This is a genomic window from Paenibacillus antri (genome assembly GCF_005765165.1).
In the GTDB taxonomy this organism is placed as follows: domain Bacteria; phylum Bacillota; class Bacilli; order Paenibacillales; family YIM-B00363; genus Paenibacillus_AE; species Paenibacillus_AE antri.
This window is the reverse complement of sequence record NZ_VCIW01000002.1, coordinates 497,832-514,905: the sequence shown is the minus strand read 5'-3', so window position 1 is coordinate 514,905 and position 17,074 is coordinate 497,832. Positions and strand designations below refer to the sequence as shown.

Genomic DNA, 17,074 nt, shown 5'->3' with positions numbered 1-17,074 from the left:
TGTAAGGCTTTATTGTATGAACAGGAAACCTGTCGATACCGAGTGGGTTGCCCGGCTACGCCTTGACGGCGCCGAGCGTCATGCCTTGCACGAAATACCGCTGCAGGAACGGATAGACGACGAGGATCGGCACGGTGACGACGATCGTGATGGCCATTCGGACCGATTCCGGCGAAATCCGGCGCATGACCTCGTTCATGTTCTGGCCGCGGAACTGGTCGACGTTCAATTGCGTGCTCTGCAGCACTTTCATCAGTTCGAATTGCAGCGTCGTCAGGTGGTGCGCCATCCCGTTGTACAGGTACGTGTCGAACCAGGCGTTCCATTGCCCGACCGCGAGGAACAAGGCGATCGTCGCGAGCGCCGGCTTCGTCAGCGGCAGGATCACCCGCCAATAGATCGTCCAGTCGTTCGCTCCGTCCAGCTTCGCGGATTCCTGCAGCGCGAACGGGATGCCGTCGATGAACGAGCGGATGATGAATACATTGAACGCGCTCACAAGGCCGGGCAGTACGTACACCGCGAAGGTGCCCATCATGTTCAGGTCCCGGATCAGGATGTAGAACGGTATTAACCCGCCGGATACGTACATGGTCATCGCCAGGAACGTCGAGACGAACCGGCGCGCTTGGAATTCGACCCGGCTGATCGTGAACGCCAGCATCGAAGCGGCGATCAAGCCGAGCAGCGTGCCGACGACCGTTCGCAGCACCGAAATCTTCAGGCCCGTGATCAAGCCGCTGAAGGCGAAGATCGTCTCGTAATTGTTCAGCGTGAATTGCCGCGGGAAGATCGTGAGGCCGCCTCGCACGCTGTCGGTCGAATCGTTGAGCGAGATCGCCAGCACGTTCAAGAACGGGTACAGCGTAATTACCGTTACGAAGGCGAGGACGACGTAGACGACGATGTCGAATAGGGACCAGCGCGCGGATAACATTTGCCGTATTGTCATGTGCGTCCCCCTTAGAAAATGCTTTCTTTCGTCATACGCTTGAATATTCCGTTCGCCGCCAGCAGCAAAGCGATGCTGATCGCGGAGTTGAACATGTTAATCGCCGTACCGAACGAGAATCGGCCCATGCTGAGGCCATAGTTCAGCGCATATAGATCAAGCACCTGAGAATAGTCGCTGACCAGCGTATTGCCGAGCAGGAACTGCTTCTCGAAGCCGATGCTGATCAGGTGGCCGATCGACATGATCAGCAGGATGATGAACGTCGTGCGGATGCCCGGCAGCGTGACGTGCCAAATCTGTTGTATCCGGTTCGCGCCGTCGACTTTCGCCGCCTCGTACAGTTCGGGCGAGATGCCGGCGATGGCCGCCAGGTAAATGATCGCGTTCCAGCCCATCTCTTTCCACAATTCCGCTCCCGTGACGATAAACCAAAACAGGTTGCCCTTCGCCAAGTATTGGATCGGCTCGTCGATCAGGCCCAAGCTCAGCAGCAGGTCGTTCACTGTGCCGTCGGTCGCCAGCATCTTCGAGACGATGCCCGCCACGACGACCCAGGAAACGAAGTGCGGCAGGTACGATATGGTCTGAACGAACCGTTTGACCGCCATCTGCCGGACCTCATTGAGTAAGATGGCGAACAGGATCGGAACGGTGAAGCCGGCGATGAGACCTAGGACGCTCATGGCCAGCGTATTTCGCAGCACCTGGTAGAACATCGGATCCTCGAACAGCATGCGGAAGTTGTCGAACCCGACCCACTCCTGCTCGAAGAATCCCCGACCCGGCCGGAATTTCTGGAAAGCCATCGTCCAGCCCCACAGCGGCAGGTAACTGAATACGAACGCCCAGATGACGAAGGGGATCGACATAAAATACAGGTATTTCTGCTGGGCCATGACCCGGAAGAAGCTTCCCTGCTTTATCTTCTTGGGTGGATCGGTTGAAACCCTCGCGGTTACGTTGGTCATGTTTTTATAAACCTCGCTTCATAAATCGTCGTCACGCGAATATTCAAACCAGTCGAAGTGCGCAGGCGACATCGACCAAGCGCCGTTCCCCGTTGCATACATCGCGATCATGACGCCGGTAAAGCCGCCGGCGACTTCCGTAGCCAGCATGGCGCACTCCCCGAACCCCAGCCAGATCGGCTCCGACTCGCCGACGGAGAAACCGAAGCTGTAGGTCGTCTCGTCCGCTTTCACGGTCAAAACGACCTCTTCCGAGGCCCAGGGGATCTCGTGGTCGACCTTCCACAACGAACCCAGCCTTCTGCGAAACAACAACTTTCGCTCGCCGACCGTCTGCGCGATCGCGATCTCATAGTGGAACTTCTCGTTCATGTACACGGTAAGCCCGGCCTCTTCCCCGTCGCGGCTCGGGGCGAACGACAGATGCGCCGAAGCCTGACACGCGAAATGTTGCTGCCGCCTGCCGACGAACGCGGGAGCGCCGCCGTCGTTCAACGTGACCGGCGTACCGCGCAGTGTGAGGCAACTAGCCTTCTCGTCGAGCGACCAGCGCTCCCGGTCGGGCGTACGCAGGAAGTTCCATTCCGATGCAAGCGCCGCCCCCTCGAACTCGTCTCTGGTCGGATGCGCTGACGTCGATTTCAGCGGCAAATGACCGGAAGGCATCGTTTCGGCGACACGCCCGTTATCGCCGATCGACGGCCACCCGTCATCCCTCCACGCGACGGGGGCTAACAGTGGTATAGTAGAACGTTCCGTCGCGGAACCGAATCGTCGGCGCGTAAATGCCTGCCGAGCTGCGCGCTTCGGACAAATCCAGCTGCGATACCCGCGTCAGGCAATGTCCGACCTGCCGCCAATGGACGAGGTCCTTGCTATGGAACAAGGGAACGCCAGGAAAATATTCGAACGAACTCGTAACCAAGTAATAGTCGTCGCCGACCCTGCATACGCTTGGATCGGGATGAAATCCGGGAATGACCGGATTGCGATACTTCATAGGAATCTACTAGCCCCCGTCTGTGAAAATTGTCGAATCTGACTTCATTGTACGATTCGACCTAGCCGATCACTACCCAGAACTCGACCTGTTTGTTGCACCTGTTCGACTTTACGGCCGCACGTCTGTAAGACGAAAAAAGCCGGCCCCGCGAGGGACCGGCTGCATTGCTTTCTTTCGAATATGATTTGTCACGCCTATTTCACCCCGTTGGAAGCGGCCCAAGCGTCTAGCTGCTTTTGCTTCTCCGCGACGATCTTGTCGATACCGGCATCTTCAAGCTTCTTAAGAAACTCGGGAAGCATCTTGTCGACATTCACTTCCCCGCTCTCTATCACTCTCCGGTATTGCTCCAGAACGGCGGTGCACGCTGCGACTTCGTTCTTAACCGCATCCCCGTTGAACGTGAAGCCGAGAGCCTTCGACTTCGCAGCCGACTTGTTGAATTCCTCCATTTTCTTATAAACATCCGGATCGTCGCCTTCGAACACGTAAGATAAGAACTGGTTGCCCTGCATCCAGCTGTAGTTTTTGTATCCTACATTCTCGCCCGTGACGCCGTCCGGGTACGTAATCACATTGTCCCGACCATCGACTTTCACATAGTGTTTGCCTTCGATGCCCCAGTCGATCAGGTTCACGATCTCCTTATCCGTATACATCAAGTTCAGGAATTGAAGCGTCTTGGCCGGATTTTGAGAGCTTGTCGCGACGCCGATCGTTACGTTCGTAACCGTATCCGTCTTCGCGACGGCTTGCGCCGTGCGAACGGCTACCATCTCCGTACCGACGCCCCGGCTTTCCTGCGCTTCGAAGCCGGGCTTCATCGCCGACAACCACCCTGCCGCCATGCCGGACTTAACGACGGCTTGATTCATCTCGGGATTGGTCGCGGCATCTTTGGGCAGGTAACCCGCAAGATACCACTCCCGGAGCTTGCGCACGATCCGTTCGTATTGTTCCGATGCGAACCAGTTCACGACTTTCAGATCGTCGAGACCGTGATTGAGCAGCACGCCGAGATCGTTGCCGAGCGGGTCGTTAAACCGGTAAGTGGACAGGATCGAGCCGTTCCCTAGATTGGTTGCGCCGACCATTCCCGGCTCTTTCTCTTTAATCACTTTGAAAATTTTCTCGAAATCGTCGAAGGCGCGAACTTGGCTTAGATCGATCCCATGCTTGTCCACTACATCTTTGCGCAATACGAAGCCAAAATCTTGCGCCAAATCCCGAATACTGGGTACTCCGTAGCTCATGCCGTTTATTTTGGTCGCGTTATAGTACTCCTCGCCAAGCGCGTCGATGATGCCTTGCGCGTTCTCCTCCATGATGTTTCCGATCGGATACAGGGCGCCTTTGGAAACCTGGTTGCTATAATTCCCCAGCATGACGATCATATCCAGCTTCTCTCCGCCCGACATCATGAGGTTGATTTGATTTGTGAAAGCGCTGTTGCTGATCGGAAGCAGCTTCACGGTTGCGTTTATTTTTGCTTGGATCACTTTATTCATCTCGTCTTGAACCGACTGGATATCCGCCGGTACGCTCTCGAAAATCGGGTAGGCATATACGATTTCATACGGCTCTTCTCCTGCGGCGGCCGCGCTCCCGGTCTCGTTGTTTACGTTCGAAGAATCGTCGCCGCTCGGCGCGATCCCGTCGCAGGCAGTCATTACGAGCGTTAGTAAAAACGGCATAACGACCCAGCCGCATTTTCTCTTCATGCTCCATCCCCCGTAACCTGTAGGTTCCGATTCGCCTGCCGATCGATCCATCCTGTTCACCGATTCGATCGCAGCAGCCGATAATCATGCGGACTTACGCCGGCGAATTTTTTAAATCTCCGGGAGAAGTGGGCGAGATTGGAGTACCCCGCTTGTCCGGCGATCGTACCGACCGGCAAATTCGTTCTTTCAAGCAATTGTTGCGCCAACAACATCCGTTTCCGAACGATGAATTCCGTCACCGAGCAGCCCGATTCCTTCTTCAGGATCCGATCCAAGTAGTCCGCATTGAGAAATACGTGATTCGCGACGTCTTCCCTCGTAAGCTTCTCCGTTTCGATTCGTTGCGAAATGTATTGTTCCACGCGCCGAATAACGGACGGCGAATGCTGTATGGTCCCCATGTACTCCATGGCTTTGTGTACGGTATGCCTCGCCCATTCGATCATGTCCTCGACGGAAAGAACCGCGCGTTGGAATCGATCGACGGAATCCGTATCGTCGAATAAGAGATGCCCTTCGATGCCCTTTAACTTCAAAACGTAAAATACCGTCTGCAGCAGGTTATGATGGAATCGGTGCAAGTTCTCCGCATCCATCCGTTCCGATCCGATAAAGCCCGACAGGAACGCTTCCACTTCGCTGACGACTTGACCTCCTCGTCCCTCTTTAAGCATGACGGACCATACGTTCATATCGGGGAGAGCGATTTCTTCGGGCGAAGCGCGCCTTCGTTCCCACAGAAACACCTTGTTGCTCACGGCCACATTGCGCTTATCCCACTCCAACAGCCGATCCACCATTTCGCTCAGCTCATGGCCGTATACCTCTCTTCCGATATACACAGATAAGTCGCAGTAAAAATACTGCAGGCAAGACGCGACGAACGCTTCGCAGCGCGCCTTACATTCCTCAAGCCATCTCCCCTCGTCTCGCTCCACGGGCATTAGGGCCAGAAGCTTGCGATCCGCCAGCCTGATCAATAATCCGTTCCCTTTTACATTCAGCATCTCTTCTCCGCTGTTCGTCAATGCATATTCCATGATCTTTTCGTCGCGGATCGATAACGATTTGCGGTAACGATCGACGCACAGAAGAATCGGAAGAAGGCGCATCCGCTCGTCGAACGGTATGTTTCGCTCCTCGGCTTCCTTTTTAATGGCGGTCGGGTTCGCAGGGATCGCCTGTTTGATAATATCAAGCCATAGACGCTCGGCAAGCAAAGGCTGATGGCGGGACCAGAATTGACCGATTCGGCTGTACTGATTCCGTTCATTTTCCTTTCTGATTTTGTCCGCCGCGCGGCCGATGACGCGGGACAATTCATCGTAGGGGACCGGCTTCAGCAAATAATCGAAGCTGCCGAGCTGCATCGCCCGTTGCGCGAGTTTAAATTCCGCATGGCACGTCATAAAGACCGATTCCGTTCTCGGGTGGTTGTCTCTTACCCAAGCGAGCAGCTCGAGTCCGCTGCCTTGCGGCATCTCGATGTCGCAGAGCATAAGGTCGATCGTCTCCTTTTCGAACACGGCCTTCGCTTGTCGGGAATTGTAAGCCGTATGCACGGAACCGATCCCGAGCGCTCCCCAATCGATCTCCATCTTCAGCGCGTCCGTTAACAATCGTTCGTCGTCCACGATCAACAGGTTAATCATGATGCGTACCTCCCCGAATCAGTGTCGTTCCCGTATCGGGAGCCAAAGGCAGCGTAACCCGCACGACTGCGCCGTTCGGCTCCGCGTTGCGAAGGACGACCGAAGCCTGCTCTCCATACAGCAGTCTAAGGCGCTGTTTTACGTTCCATATCCCGATATGCTCGCCTTCGTCATCCACGACGCGCCTATCGCGTTCCAAATTTTCGATGACGCCCGGCTTAAAGCCCGGCCCCGTATCCTGAACCTGGATGAGCAAAACGGTTTGCGGCGTTTCTATCATTTCGAGACGAACCTCGATTCTCACCGGATCGTCCAGCGTAACGCCGTGTTTTACCGCGTTCTCGACGAACGAATGAACGACCAGCGGCGGAACCGGCGTACGAAGCAGGAAATCGGGCGCTTCGAAGTCGAACGCGATCTGGTCGGGGTAACGCAGCTCCTGGATCCGCATGTAATTGCGCACGTGCTGAAGCTCGTCCCTTAACGTTACGAAGTTCAAGTTGCTTTGGAACATATACCGGAAGTACCGCACGAGACAAAGCGACAGCTCTTCCATTCGTTCCAAGTCCTTCATCCTCGCCAACGTATGCATCGTGTTTAATGTATTGATAAAGAAATGAGGCTTGATTTGCAGCTGCAAATGTTGGAGCTCCACCTTCTGTTTATTTAATTGCTCTTCATATACGCTAATGCGCAAATCTTTGATCTCGGACATCATGTGATTGAATGTATCGTTCACGACCTGAAATTCGTGCGACGTCGGAAATTGCTTGATCTGCATATCCAGGTTCCCTTGACGAATCCGATTCATCGTCTGGACAAGCCGATTGATCGGCACGAGAAGCGTCTTTCGAAGCAATAAGAACCCCAGAAGCAGGATCAAAACCGAAGCGAACGGAAGCAGGAACGATATGATTCTCAACGTCGGCAGATGCTGTAAAATTTGATCCTCCGGGATAAATGCGTAAAGGCCGAACTCGCCTTCGCCCGACGGTTCCCCCACCGCCAAAAACCGCTCGTCTTCCCCGGTCAAATAGAAGGTAGAGGCGGCGGGGCGGATCTCAATGTCGTTCTCCTTCACGAAGTTTCGATTGACGATCGCATTCCCTGCATCGTCACCCAATACGGCCGCCCCCGTTTCGCCGATTCCAAGCAAATCCAGAGGCGTTAAAAACGAATTCGCGTTGATCCACGCCCCGATGATCGAGGCGTCGTTCAGCATGAACGCTCTAACGAGATAGATTTGATCGCCTCGTTTCGTGATATACCACTTGCGGAGATTCTGTTTGTCGGGGACCGGCCTCAGGCTAACCTCCTGAGTAATATGCGCTTTCATATTCATGCGATCGTTCATCGTGGAGCGGTCCCTGTAGGCGTACAAATACCGCTCGTCCGCGGGTAAATAGACGAAGAGGCCGTCAATGACGGGGAAACGCATGATGGCTTTCGAAATCTCGAGCGTTAAACGATGGGCGGCAAACACGCGCTCGTCCGGGCTCGTAAGGAACGTCATGTCCGACAAATCCGTATCCGACATTAAGCCGAACAAGTAATTGTCGACTTCGTTCAGCCTCCCGTCGAGTTGGTCCCGGTATAACGTTAATAGATCCTTGTTGGACTCCGCCACTTGATGGCGGACGACTTCAATGGCGTACACGTTCGAATAGATAATAAAGCCGATTAACGGAACGACGATGAGCAATAAGCTGGCCATCATCTTCACGCGAATGGTACTTCGAGCCAGCTTCCCCAGCGGAACGAGGTTCGAAATCGAAATCACCGCCGATCCCACCCTATCAGTAAAATCCTTCCGGACTGCCGTTACTCTTAGGTATATTTATTTCTTCATACTAACCCTTCCGGAACTCGGTGACGACAACCTTTTTTGACGCGACATCCGGCGCATTGCCGAGTCCCCCTATGGTAGTCCCGCTTCCGCGGCGGCGCAAGCCTCAATCTCGACTTCTTACTTGACCGTTTTCGACTTTGGTTCTCGCCCATCCGTAGGAAAGCCGGATCCAGTATTGATTCGTCTTCCCCCCTCGTTCGCCGCCTACGGCGTCAGCTTCGTTCGCGCTTCCCAGCCTTCCGGCGTAATTCGGAACTGAACCTCGCCATGTCGATCCGTCCGGAACGTCACGATTCCAGCTTCTCGCAGCCGCTCCATCACCGTCGGATGAGGGTGCCCATAGACGTTGTTCCGCCCGGCGGAGACGACTGCGATGCTCGGCTTCGTCGCCTCGAGCCACGCTTCCGTCGTGGACGTCTTGCTCCCGTGATGAGCGACTTTCAACACGTCGATGCCCGATGGAGAGGAGGGGAACGCGGCTCGTTCGCTTCGCAGCGCCTCGGCGATCGCCGCTTCCTCGGCCGCCCCGATATCGCCCGCGAACAGGAACGTCTTCTCGTATACTTTCATTAACAAGACGACGGAGCGTTCGTTCTGATCGTCCAAGACGAAGAGTTCGGTTCCTTCAGACGGCTTCGGATACAGGATGCGCAGCTCCGTCGCAGGGTCCGCCCGAACGATCATTCCTTCGTACGCCGCGGTTAACGGAATTCGCTTCGCGACGATCGCGCGAAACAGCGCCTCGCTCGTCTCCCCTTCCTTCGCCGTGCCGTTGAAGAAGACGCGCTTCACCGGTATGCTATCGACGACCGCCCGCAAGCCACCGATATGGTCCGCATCCCCATGCGACATGAGTAATGCGTCGATGCGCTGCACGCCTCGCTTGCGCAGCAGCGGCACGACGACGTCCGCGCCGACCTCGAAAGGGTCCTTCCGAAGTCTCCACTCCTCGCCGGGCTTCCCGAAGCGGACCGTTCCGCCACCGTCGATCACGATATGTTTCCCGTACGGAGTACGGATATAAATTGCATCCCCTTGCCCGACGTCGAGGAAGCTGACGACGGCGGTTCGGTCGAAGGCGTTCGGCGCGTAAGCGTACAGCAGCGCTCCGGCATACGCGGCGGCGCATGCCGGAACGAGAACGGTCCGACGCCGGAAAATAGCCGTCAGCCGTTCGAGTACGCCTCTTTCGAAGCCAAGGCCGGGGCCGCGTCCATTGCCGAAGGGAAGCTTGTCCGCCGCGGCCGCGAGCAGCGTAAACAAGGACGCGTAATAAACGCCGATCCACCAGAGCGGAGGCGTGGCCCAGATCGAGGAGGCGTCGTCGTACCCGGACATCCACGTCACGAGCCTGAAGCTGAGCGACGTAAGCAGCTCGGCGACGTAGGCGAGCGCCCCCGCCCCTCCCGGCCATAGGTAGGAAAGCAGCATCGCGATGGAGCCCAGCGGCATGATGCCCAGGCTGAATAACGGCACGATAACGAAATTCGCCGGGAACGACAAGACGGAAAATGCGTTGAAGTAAGCTACGGTGAGCGGAAAAGAGATGCATTGCGCGATCACGGTCACCGAGACGGCGGACTGCAGCGCCGGCCGGTCGATGCGAACGAGCCGGTTCATCAGCGGCGTGCCGAGCATAATGCCTGCCGTCACCGCGAACGACAGCTGGAAGCTGACGTCGTATAAGAAGTACGGATTCCATGCGAGCATGACAAGCGCCGCGGCGGCCAGTACGTTCATCCCGTCCTTCAGCAGCCGCCTTCTCGCCGCATATAAGGCGATCATCGCCATAATGCCCGCCCGTACGACGGAGGGGGACGCCCCGGTGAGCAGAACGTAGACGGGAACGGCGGCGATCGCCGCGACGAGCCGCGTCTCCCGCGTAAGCGGCAGCCTCCCCAGCAGCCATAGGATCGCGCCGACGTAGATGGCCACGTTCAGCCCCGAGATCGCCAAAATATGCGTCAGGCCGACCTGCGAGAACGCTTGGTACTTGGCCGGGTCCAAATCTTCGCGTATGCCGAGGACGAGCCCCTTCATAAACCCGGCGACCGGTTCGTCGTACGCCGCCGCAATGCGTGCGCCCATCCCGTCCCTTACGCGATCCACGTAGGAGAGGACCCGAGGCACGGACCAATCCGCGGCTTCGAAGCGCTCCACGGACGCGAGCCCTTCCGCCGTCGCCGTCCAATGAATATGCTGGCGTCTCAAATATTCCCGATAATCGAAGCCGCCGAAGTTGACGGCCGGCAGCGGCCGGCGAATCGTGCCGGTCACCGTCGCGCGGTCGCCTCTCGCCCACCCCGCCGCTCGGTTGCGTTCTTCTTCGGTTTCGAAGTATACGTAAACCTTCACGACTTCTTTCGGCAAGGCCGCGGTTTGGCCGCGCGCCGTCATCCGTTCGACCTTCAAATCGAATGTCGCCCGGTCCCCGTCCGTCTCCGGCTTCGTCCGGATGACGCCGGACAATACGACGTCCTCTTCCGCCTTGTCCGGGAACGGAATCGCCGTCGTATTGCTCGCATCGTACCGCTCGAACCATCCGCCGCCGATCGCGAAGGCGGCGGCGACGGCGCAGGCGGTCAGCACGTTTCTCCTATGGTGCGTTCCCGCCCAGAGCAGAACGAATAACGCCGTCGTCAGTCCGCCGAACGCGATCCACCCCGCGTCGAAACGCGAGGCGATCGTCATCCCTCCCAGCCAGCCGACGCAAATCCATAACAGCGGACGTCTAATGTGCATCCTGTCCTCTCCTCCTTCCGCCGAACGACGCCGGTACACGAAAAAGCGCCGCCTCCGATCCAAGATCGGAAGACGGCGCATGTGCTTCATGCCCTTAAGTTTACGATTCGATTACGACGTTACCCGCTCCGTCGGGACGCCTGGAGGCGGCGTATACGGCTCCAACCGGCGGAACCGGATGCCAAGCTGATCCATCAGCTTCTCCACCTTCTCGGCGTCCTTCGGATACGAGCGATGATATACGATTTCCTTGACTCCGCTGTTCGCCAGCATATTCGCGCACGTCCAACACGGTTGGTCGGTAACGTATACCGTCGCGCCGTCGCGGTCGTGCAGGTCCGTGAACAACAACAGATTTTGCTCCGCATGAATCGTCCTTACGCAGCGCTGCTTCTTCACCAGCTTCTCTTCCCCGTCCACAGGCGCAAGCTCGTACTCTTCGACGATCATGCACCCGGCTTCCGAGCAGTCCGGCACGCCCATCGGCGCTCCGTTATACGCCGTGCCGAGCAGCTTCTTGCCCTTCACCAGAACGGCGCCGACATGGCGACGGGAACACTGCGACCGCGTGGAGGCCATGTAGGCGATATCCAGGAAGTAGGTGTCCCAGTCCTTCCTCATGATTGCTGGCTGGCCGCTAACGCTTGGTCGAGGTCCGCGATAATGTCGTCGATGCCTTCGGTGCCGACCGACAACCGCACCATCCCCGGCGTAACGCCGGTCGAGAGCAGCTCCGCGCCTTCCAGCTGCGAGTGCGTCGTGCTGGCCGGATGAATGACCAACGACTTCGAATCGCCGACGTTCGCCAGATGCGAGAACAGACGCACCGAGTTGATCAGCTTCTTGCCGGCTTCGATGCCGCCCTTCACCTCGAACGTCAGAATCGCGCCTTGGCCCTTCGGCATATAGCGCTGGGCGAGCTTGTACGACGGATGCGTCTCGAGACCCGCGTAGTTGACGCTCTCCACCGCCGGGTGGGCGTCGAGATACTTCGCGACCGCCGCCGCGTTGGCGCTGTGACGCTCCATGCGGAGGTGCAGCGTCTCGAGCCCTTGCAGCAGCATGAACGCGTTGAACGGGGACATCGCCGCGCCCATGTCGCGCAGCAGCTGCACGCGAGCTTTAATGATGTAAGCGATCGGGCCGACCGCTTCCGTATAGACGACGCCGTGGTAGCTCGGATCCGGCTCGGTCATGCCCGGGAACTTGCCGCTCGCCTTCCAATCGAACGTGCCGCCGTCGACGATGACGCCGCCGATCGACGTGCCGTGGCCGCCGATGAATTTCGTCGCCGAATGAACGACGATATCGGCCCCGTGCTCGATCGGGCGCAGCAAGTACGGGCTCGGCAGCGTATTGTCGACGATAAGGGGCACGCCGTTCGCGTGCGCGATGTCCGCGATGGCGCGAATGTCCATGACGTCGCCGCGCGGATTGCCGACCGATTCGACGTACAGCGCCTTCGTCTTGTCGGTAATTGCGGCGCGGAACGCTTCGGGATTCGTCGGGTCGACGAAGCGAACCGTGATGCCGAGCTTCGCTAGCGTATTCGCGAACAAGTTATAGGTTCCGCCGTAGAGGCTGGACGCCGAGACGATCTCGTCGCCCGCGCCGGCGATATTCAAAATCGAGTACGTAATCGCGGCTTGTCCCGAGGCGACGGCCAACGCCGCAGGCGCTCCCTCGAGGGCGGCGACCCGCTTCTCGAACACGTCGGTCGTCGGGTTCATGATGCGAGAATAGATGTTGCCGAATTCCTTCAAGGCGAACAGGTTCGCCGCGTGCTCCGTATCGCGGAAGCCGTACGACGTCGTCTGATACAACGGGACGGCGCGCGACATCGTGGTCGGATCAAGCTCCTGCCCCGCGTGTACGGCAAGCGTATCGAGCGACAGGCGTTTCTCGTTAGACAAAACAATCCCTCCCAGGACAAGTTAGGTTCTATCGAAATTTTCGCACATCGGACGCCGGAAGGAAAGCATTATTTTCCATCTTCGGCGGCGGGCCCGGCGACGATCGACGGCCGGATTTTCGCGAAGATGGCGGGTCCGATCCCTTTCACGTTCATGACGTCTTCCGGACGCGCGAACGCTCCGTTCGACTCCCGGTAATCGATGACGGCTTGCGCCTTGGCGCGGCCGATCCCGGGCAGCGCGTCCAACTCCTCCAGCGTGGCGCGGTTAATATCGACGACGCCCTCCGCGCTCCGCTCATGCGCTTGCGGCTCTACCGCCGCGCGCGCCGACTCCTCCGTCGTACGTGCCGGCGAGGCCGGCGCCGCCGCGGCGGGAGAGCCGGCATCCGCCGCGGCGGCCGGGGCGGGCGGGCTCTCAGACGCCTCGACGCTCGTCGTCGGCGGCGATTCGACGCTCGCGCCGTCCAGCCAAGCCTCGACCTCCGCGTTCATGTCGCGCCAGGACGACGCGTCCGAGTCGCCGGCGCCGCCGAAGACGGAGGCGAGCCATAAGAAGGCGCCGACCGAAGCAAGCCCTCCGGCCATGCGAATGTAATGGACATTCATGGATTTTCACCTCGAAACGGGCATTCGTTCATTCCGAAAGCATAAGACAATGCGTACGATTCATATAGTTTACAAACTACGACACCCTCGTCGGTAACGCCGACGCTTGCCATCGGGAACAGAAGGAGGATTACGATGAACGTCGGATTTATCGGAACCGGGAGTATGGGTAGCATCCTGATCGAGTCTATGATTAAGACGGACGCGCTAAAGCCGGATCAAATCGTCGCGACGAACCGCACGTTCGCGAAAGCGGAACGGCTCGCCGAAGTCTATACGGGGCTGAAGGCCGTGCCGAGCAACCGGGAAGTGGCGCTCGCCGCCGATATGATATTTCTCTGCGTGAAGCCGAAGGAGTTCAAGAACGTCATCGACGACATTAAGCCGTACGTAACCGCGGCCCAGACGGTAGTATCGATTACGAGCCCCGTCCTGATTCGCCATCTGGAAGAGCATATTCCTTGCAAAATCGCGAAAATCATTCCGAGCATTACGAATTACGTATGCAGCGGCGCGACGCTAACGATGTACGGAAGCCGCATGGAAGCGGAAGATATCGAAACGTTGGATCGGCTCTTGCAGCGCATGTCGAAGCCGTTGGTCGTGTCTGAGGAGTATACGCGGATAAGTTCGGATATTTCGAGCTGCGGGCCGGCGTTCTTGGCGTTCTTCGTCGAGCAGTTCGTGCAAGCGGCCGTGACGTACACGGGCATCTCGAAGGAGGAAGCGACGAAGCTCGCCTCGGAGATGGTGCTCGGAACCGGATTGCTGCTGACCGCTGGCGGATTCTCTCCCGAATCGCTTCGGGAGAGAGTGACCGTCCCCGGCGGGATTACGGCGGAAGGCCTTCGCATGCTGTCGCTGGATTTGGACGGCACGTTCGAGCGGCTCATCCGCACGACCCATCATAAATACAAAGAAGAGTTGGATAAGGTGGAAGGCCTGTTTTATAACCCCCAATCCTAAAACTTATCCGACGACGATATTCACCAGCTTGCCTTTCACGGCGATGACCTTGCGGACTTGTTTCCCGGCCATCGCCTCTTTCACTTTGTCCAGGGACGTCGCGAGCGCTTCGAGCGCCTTCTCGTCCGCGTCGGCCGCCACGTTCGCGCGGTCGACGATCTTCCCGTTCACTTGAACGACGATTTCGACTTCGTCGTCCACCGTCCAAGCCTCGTCGTACGACGGCCATGGCACGTAAGATACCGAGCCGGCGCCGCCGAGCTTCTCCCACAGCTCCTCCGCGATATGCGGGGCGATCGGGGAGAGCAGCTGAACGAAATGCTTCATGCCCTCGAGCGGAAGCGCGTCTTGCTTGTAGGCCTCGTTCACGAAAATCATCATCTGAGAGATCGCCGTATTGAATCGAAGCGCTTCGTAATCCTCGGTCAGCTTCTTGATCGTGCGATGCCATGTCCGCTTGAACGCGTCCGTGCCGCCGTCCGGCTTGATCTTCGGCTGGAGCGTCCCTTCTTCGGTCATGAACAACCGCCATACCCGATTGAGGAAGCGATAGACGCCTTCGACGCCGTTCGTATTCCACGGCTTCGTCTGCTCGAGCGGCCCCATGAACATCTCGTACATGCGCAGCGTATCCGCGCCGTACTCCCGCACGATGTCGTCCGGATTGATGACGTTGCCGCGCGACTTGCTCATCTTCTCGCCGTTGTCGCCGAGAATCATCCCTTGATTGACGAGCTTCTGGAACGGCTCCTTCGTCGATACCACGCCGATATCGTACAGCACCTTATGCCAGAAGCGGGCGTACAACAAGTGGAGCACCGCGTGCTCGGCGCCGCCGATGTACAGGTCTACCGGCAGCCAGCGCTCTTGCGCTTCCTTGGAGCACAGCTCCCGATCGTTGCGCGGGTCGATGAAGCGCAGGTAGTACCAGCAGCTGCCCGCCCATTGCGGCATCGTGTTCGTCTCGCGGCGCGCCTTCATGCCCGTCTCCGGATCGATCGTGTTCACCCATTCGGTCACGTTCGCGAGCGGCGATTCGCCGGTGCCGGAAGGCTTGATTTCGTCGACGTCCGGCAGCAGCAGCGGAAGCTCCGATTCCGGAACGGGCTTCATCGTGCCGTCCTCGAGGTGAAGAATCGGAATCGGCTCGCCCCAATACCGCTGGCGGGAGAACAGCCAATCGCGAAGACGGTAGGTGACCTTCTTTTCGCCCTTGCCGTTCTTCTCCAACCATTCGGTCACAGCCGCAATGGCGTCCGCCGTGTTCAAGCCGTTCAAGAAATCGGAGTTGACGTGCGCCCCGTCGCCCGCGTACGCTTCCGCGCTTACGTCGCCGCCTTGCACCACTTCGACGATCGGCAGGTCGAACTTCTTCGCGAATTCCCAGTCGCGTTGGTCGTGGCCGGGCACCGCCATGATGGCGCCCGTGCCGTAGCCCGCCAGCACGTAATCGGCGATCCAGATCGGCACCTTCGCGCCGTTCACCGGATTGATCGCGTATGCGCCGGTGAACACGCCGGATTTATCCTTCGCAAGATCGGTCCGCTCGAGGTCGCTCTTGCGGGACGCCGCGTCTTGATACGCTTCTACCGCGGAGCGCTGCGCGTCCGTCGCGATCTTGCCGACGAGCTCGTGCTCCGGCGCCAAGACGCAATACGTCGCGCCGAACAGCGTATCCGGCCGCGTCGTGAACACGACGAGCGATTCGTCCGTCCCGTCGACCGCGAAGCGCACCTCCGCGCCGGTCGACTTGCCGATCCAGTTGCGCTGCATATCCTTGATGCTCTCCGACCAGTCGAGCTCCTCCAGATCCTCGAGCAGCCGCTCGGCGTATGCCGTAATGCGGAGCACCCACTGGCGCATCGGCTTCCGGATGACCGGATGGCCGCCGCGCTCGCTCTTGCCGTCGATGACTTCTTCGTTCGCGAGCACCGTGCCGAGCGCCGGACACCAGTTGACCGGCAGCTCCGCGACGTATGCGAGGCCGCGCTTATACAGCTGGATGAAAATCCACTGCGTCCACTTGTAATATTCCGGATCGGTCGTGCTGAATTCGCGGTCCCAGTCGTAGCTGAAGCCCAGCGACTTGATCTGGCGGCGGAAGTTGTCGATGTTCTTGAACGTAATTTCCCGCGGATGCTTGCCGGTGTTCAGCGCGTGCTGCTCCGCCGGCAGGCCGAACGCGTCCCAGCCCATCGGATGAAGCACGTCGTAGCCGCGCATGCGCTTGAACCGGGACACGATGTCCGTCGCCGTATAGCCTTCCGGATGGCCGACGTGGAGGCCGTCGCCGGACGGGTACGGGAACATATCGAGCGCGTAAAATTTCGGTTTGTTCGGGTCGTCGAGCACCTTGAACGTCTTTTGTTCGTCCCAATACGCTTGCCACTTCGGTTCGATCGCCTGCGGGGAATAGCCCCCGGACGATTGCTTCGTCGTCTCTGTCATGAATACCGTCCTCCTGATCCATTCGTAAATCGTTAAAAAAAGCCCCCGTCCCTAGCGAGATTCGCTAGGGACGAGAGCTTTGTCTCCCGTGGTACCACCCTAGTTAACGGCCGCGGTGCTTCCTCGGTCCGTTCACTTGACCTCTTAACGCGAGGGCTTCGCCGCGGATTTCTCTTCCGCGGTGCTCCAAGGCGAGTTCGCCGATCCGCCGTGCCGACTTCCACCAACCGTCGGCTCTCTGAAGTA

General features: G+C 58.3%; 11 protein-coding genes, 1 pseudogene and 1 other annotated feature (1 of these 13 running past the window's edge). Of the genes and pseudogenes, 1 reads left to right on the top strand and 11 read right to left on the bottom strand.

What is annotated here, in order from left to right:
- Positions 1-55 precede the first annotated feature (55 nt).
- The 10 genes and pseudogenes from FE782_RS05485 to FE782_RS05440 form a co-directional block, all read right to left on the bottom strand.
- The gene (locus FE782_RS05485) at positions 56-952 is read right to left on the bottom strand and encodes a carbohydrate ABC transporter permease (RefSeq protein WP_138193036.1); all 897 of its coding nucleotides are present in this window, start codon (positions 950-952) and stop codon (positions 56-58) included.
- A gap of 11 nt (positions 953-963) precedes the next feature.
- Positions 964-1,923, bottom strand: coding sequence for an ABC transporter permease (locus FE782_RS05480; RefSeq protein WP_138193035.1), 960 nt, complete (start codon positions 1,921-1,923; stop codon positions 964-966).
- Positions 1,924-1,941: 18 nt separating this feature from the next.
- Positions 1,942-2,923, bottom strand: a pseudogene (locus tag FE782_RS05475) (beta-xylosidase family glycoside hydrolase).
- A 197-nt stretch (positions 2,924-3,120) separates the two neighbouring features.
- On the bottom strand, positions 3,121-4,647 hold the full coding sequence (locus FE782_RS05470; RefSeq protein ID WP_138193034.1) for an ABC transporter substrate-binding protein: 1,527 nt from the start codon (positions 4,645-4,647) through the stop codon (positions 3,121-3,123).
- A gap of 56 nt (positions 4,648-4,703) precedes the next feature.
- Positions 4,704-6,302 (bottom strand): response regulator, encoded by a 1,599-nt coding sequence (locus tag FE782_RS05465; RefSeq protein ID WP_138193033.1) that lies wholly within the window; start codon positions 6,300-6,302, stop codon positions 4,704-4,706.
- Positions 6,295-8,082: a sensor histidine kinase gene (locus tag FE782_RS05460; protein WP_238392354.1), complete on the bottom strand. Its 1,788-nt coding sequence runs from the start codon at positions 8,080-8,082 to the stop codon at positions 6,295-6,297. Before FE782_RS05460 ends, FE782_RS05465 begins: the two co-directional genes overlap by 8 nt.
- A 273-nt stretch (positions 8,083-8,355) precedes the next feature.
- On the bottom strand, positions 8,356-10,893 hold the full coding sequence (locus FE782_RS05455) for a DNA internalization-related competence protein ComEC/Rec2 (RefSeq protein ID WP_158299265.1): 2,538 nt from the start codon (positions 10,891-10,893) through the stop codon (positions 8,356-8,358).
- A gap of 111 nt (positions 10,894-11,004) precedes the next feature.
- A complete protein-coding gene (locus FE782_RS05450; RefSeq protein ID WP_138193031.1) occupies positions 11,005-11,514 on the bottom strand; it encodes a deoxycytidylate deaminase in 510 nt (169 codons plus the stop codon).
- Positions 11,511-12,806, bottom strand: coding sequence for a homocysteine synthase (locus tag FE782_RS05445; RefSeq protein WP_138193030.1), 1,296 nt, complete (start codon positions 12,804-12,806; stop codon positions 11,511-11,513). The genes FE782_RS05450 and FE782_RS05445 overlap by 4 nt, the downstream gene beginning before the upstream one ends.
- Before the next feature lie 68 nt (positions 12,807-12,874).
- Positions 12,875-13,414 (bottom strand): ComEA family DNA-binding protein, encoded by a 540-nt coding sequence (locus FE782_RS05440; RefSeq protein WP_202914477.1) that lies wholly within the window; start codon positions 13,412-13,414, stop codon positions 12,875-12,877.
- Between the two features lie 135 nt (positions 13,415-13,549).
- Between FE782_RS05440 and comER the strand changes: the two genes are divergently transcribed.
- On the top strand, positions 13,550-14,380 hold the full coding sequence (gene comER, locus FE782_RS05435; RefSeq protein WP_138193029.1) for a late competence protein ComER: 831 nt from the start codon (positions 13,550-13,552) through the stop codon (positions 14,378-14,380).
- A 3-nt stretch (positions 14,381-14,383) separates the two neighbouring features.
- On the opposite strand, the gene leuS is transcribed toward comER, so the two are convergent.
- Positions 14,384-16,828, bottom strand: coding sequence for a leucine--tRNA ligase (gene leuS / locus FE782_RS05430; protein ID WP_138193028.1), 2,445 nt, complete (start codon positions 16,826-16,828; stop codon positions 14,384-14,386).
- A gap of 63 nt (positions 16,829-16,891) precedes the next feature.
- Positions 16,892-17,074: a binding site (T-box leader), on the bottom strand; it runs 38 nt beyond the window's last position.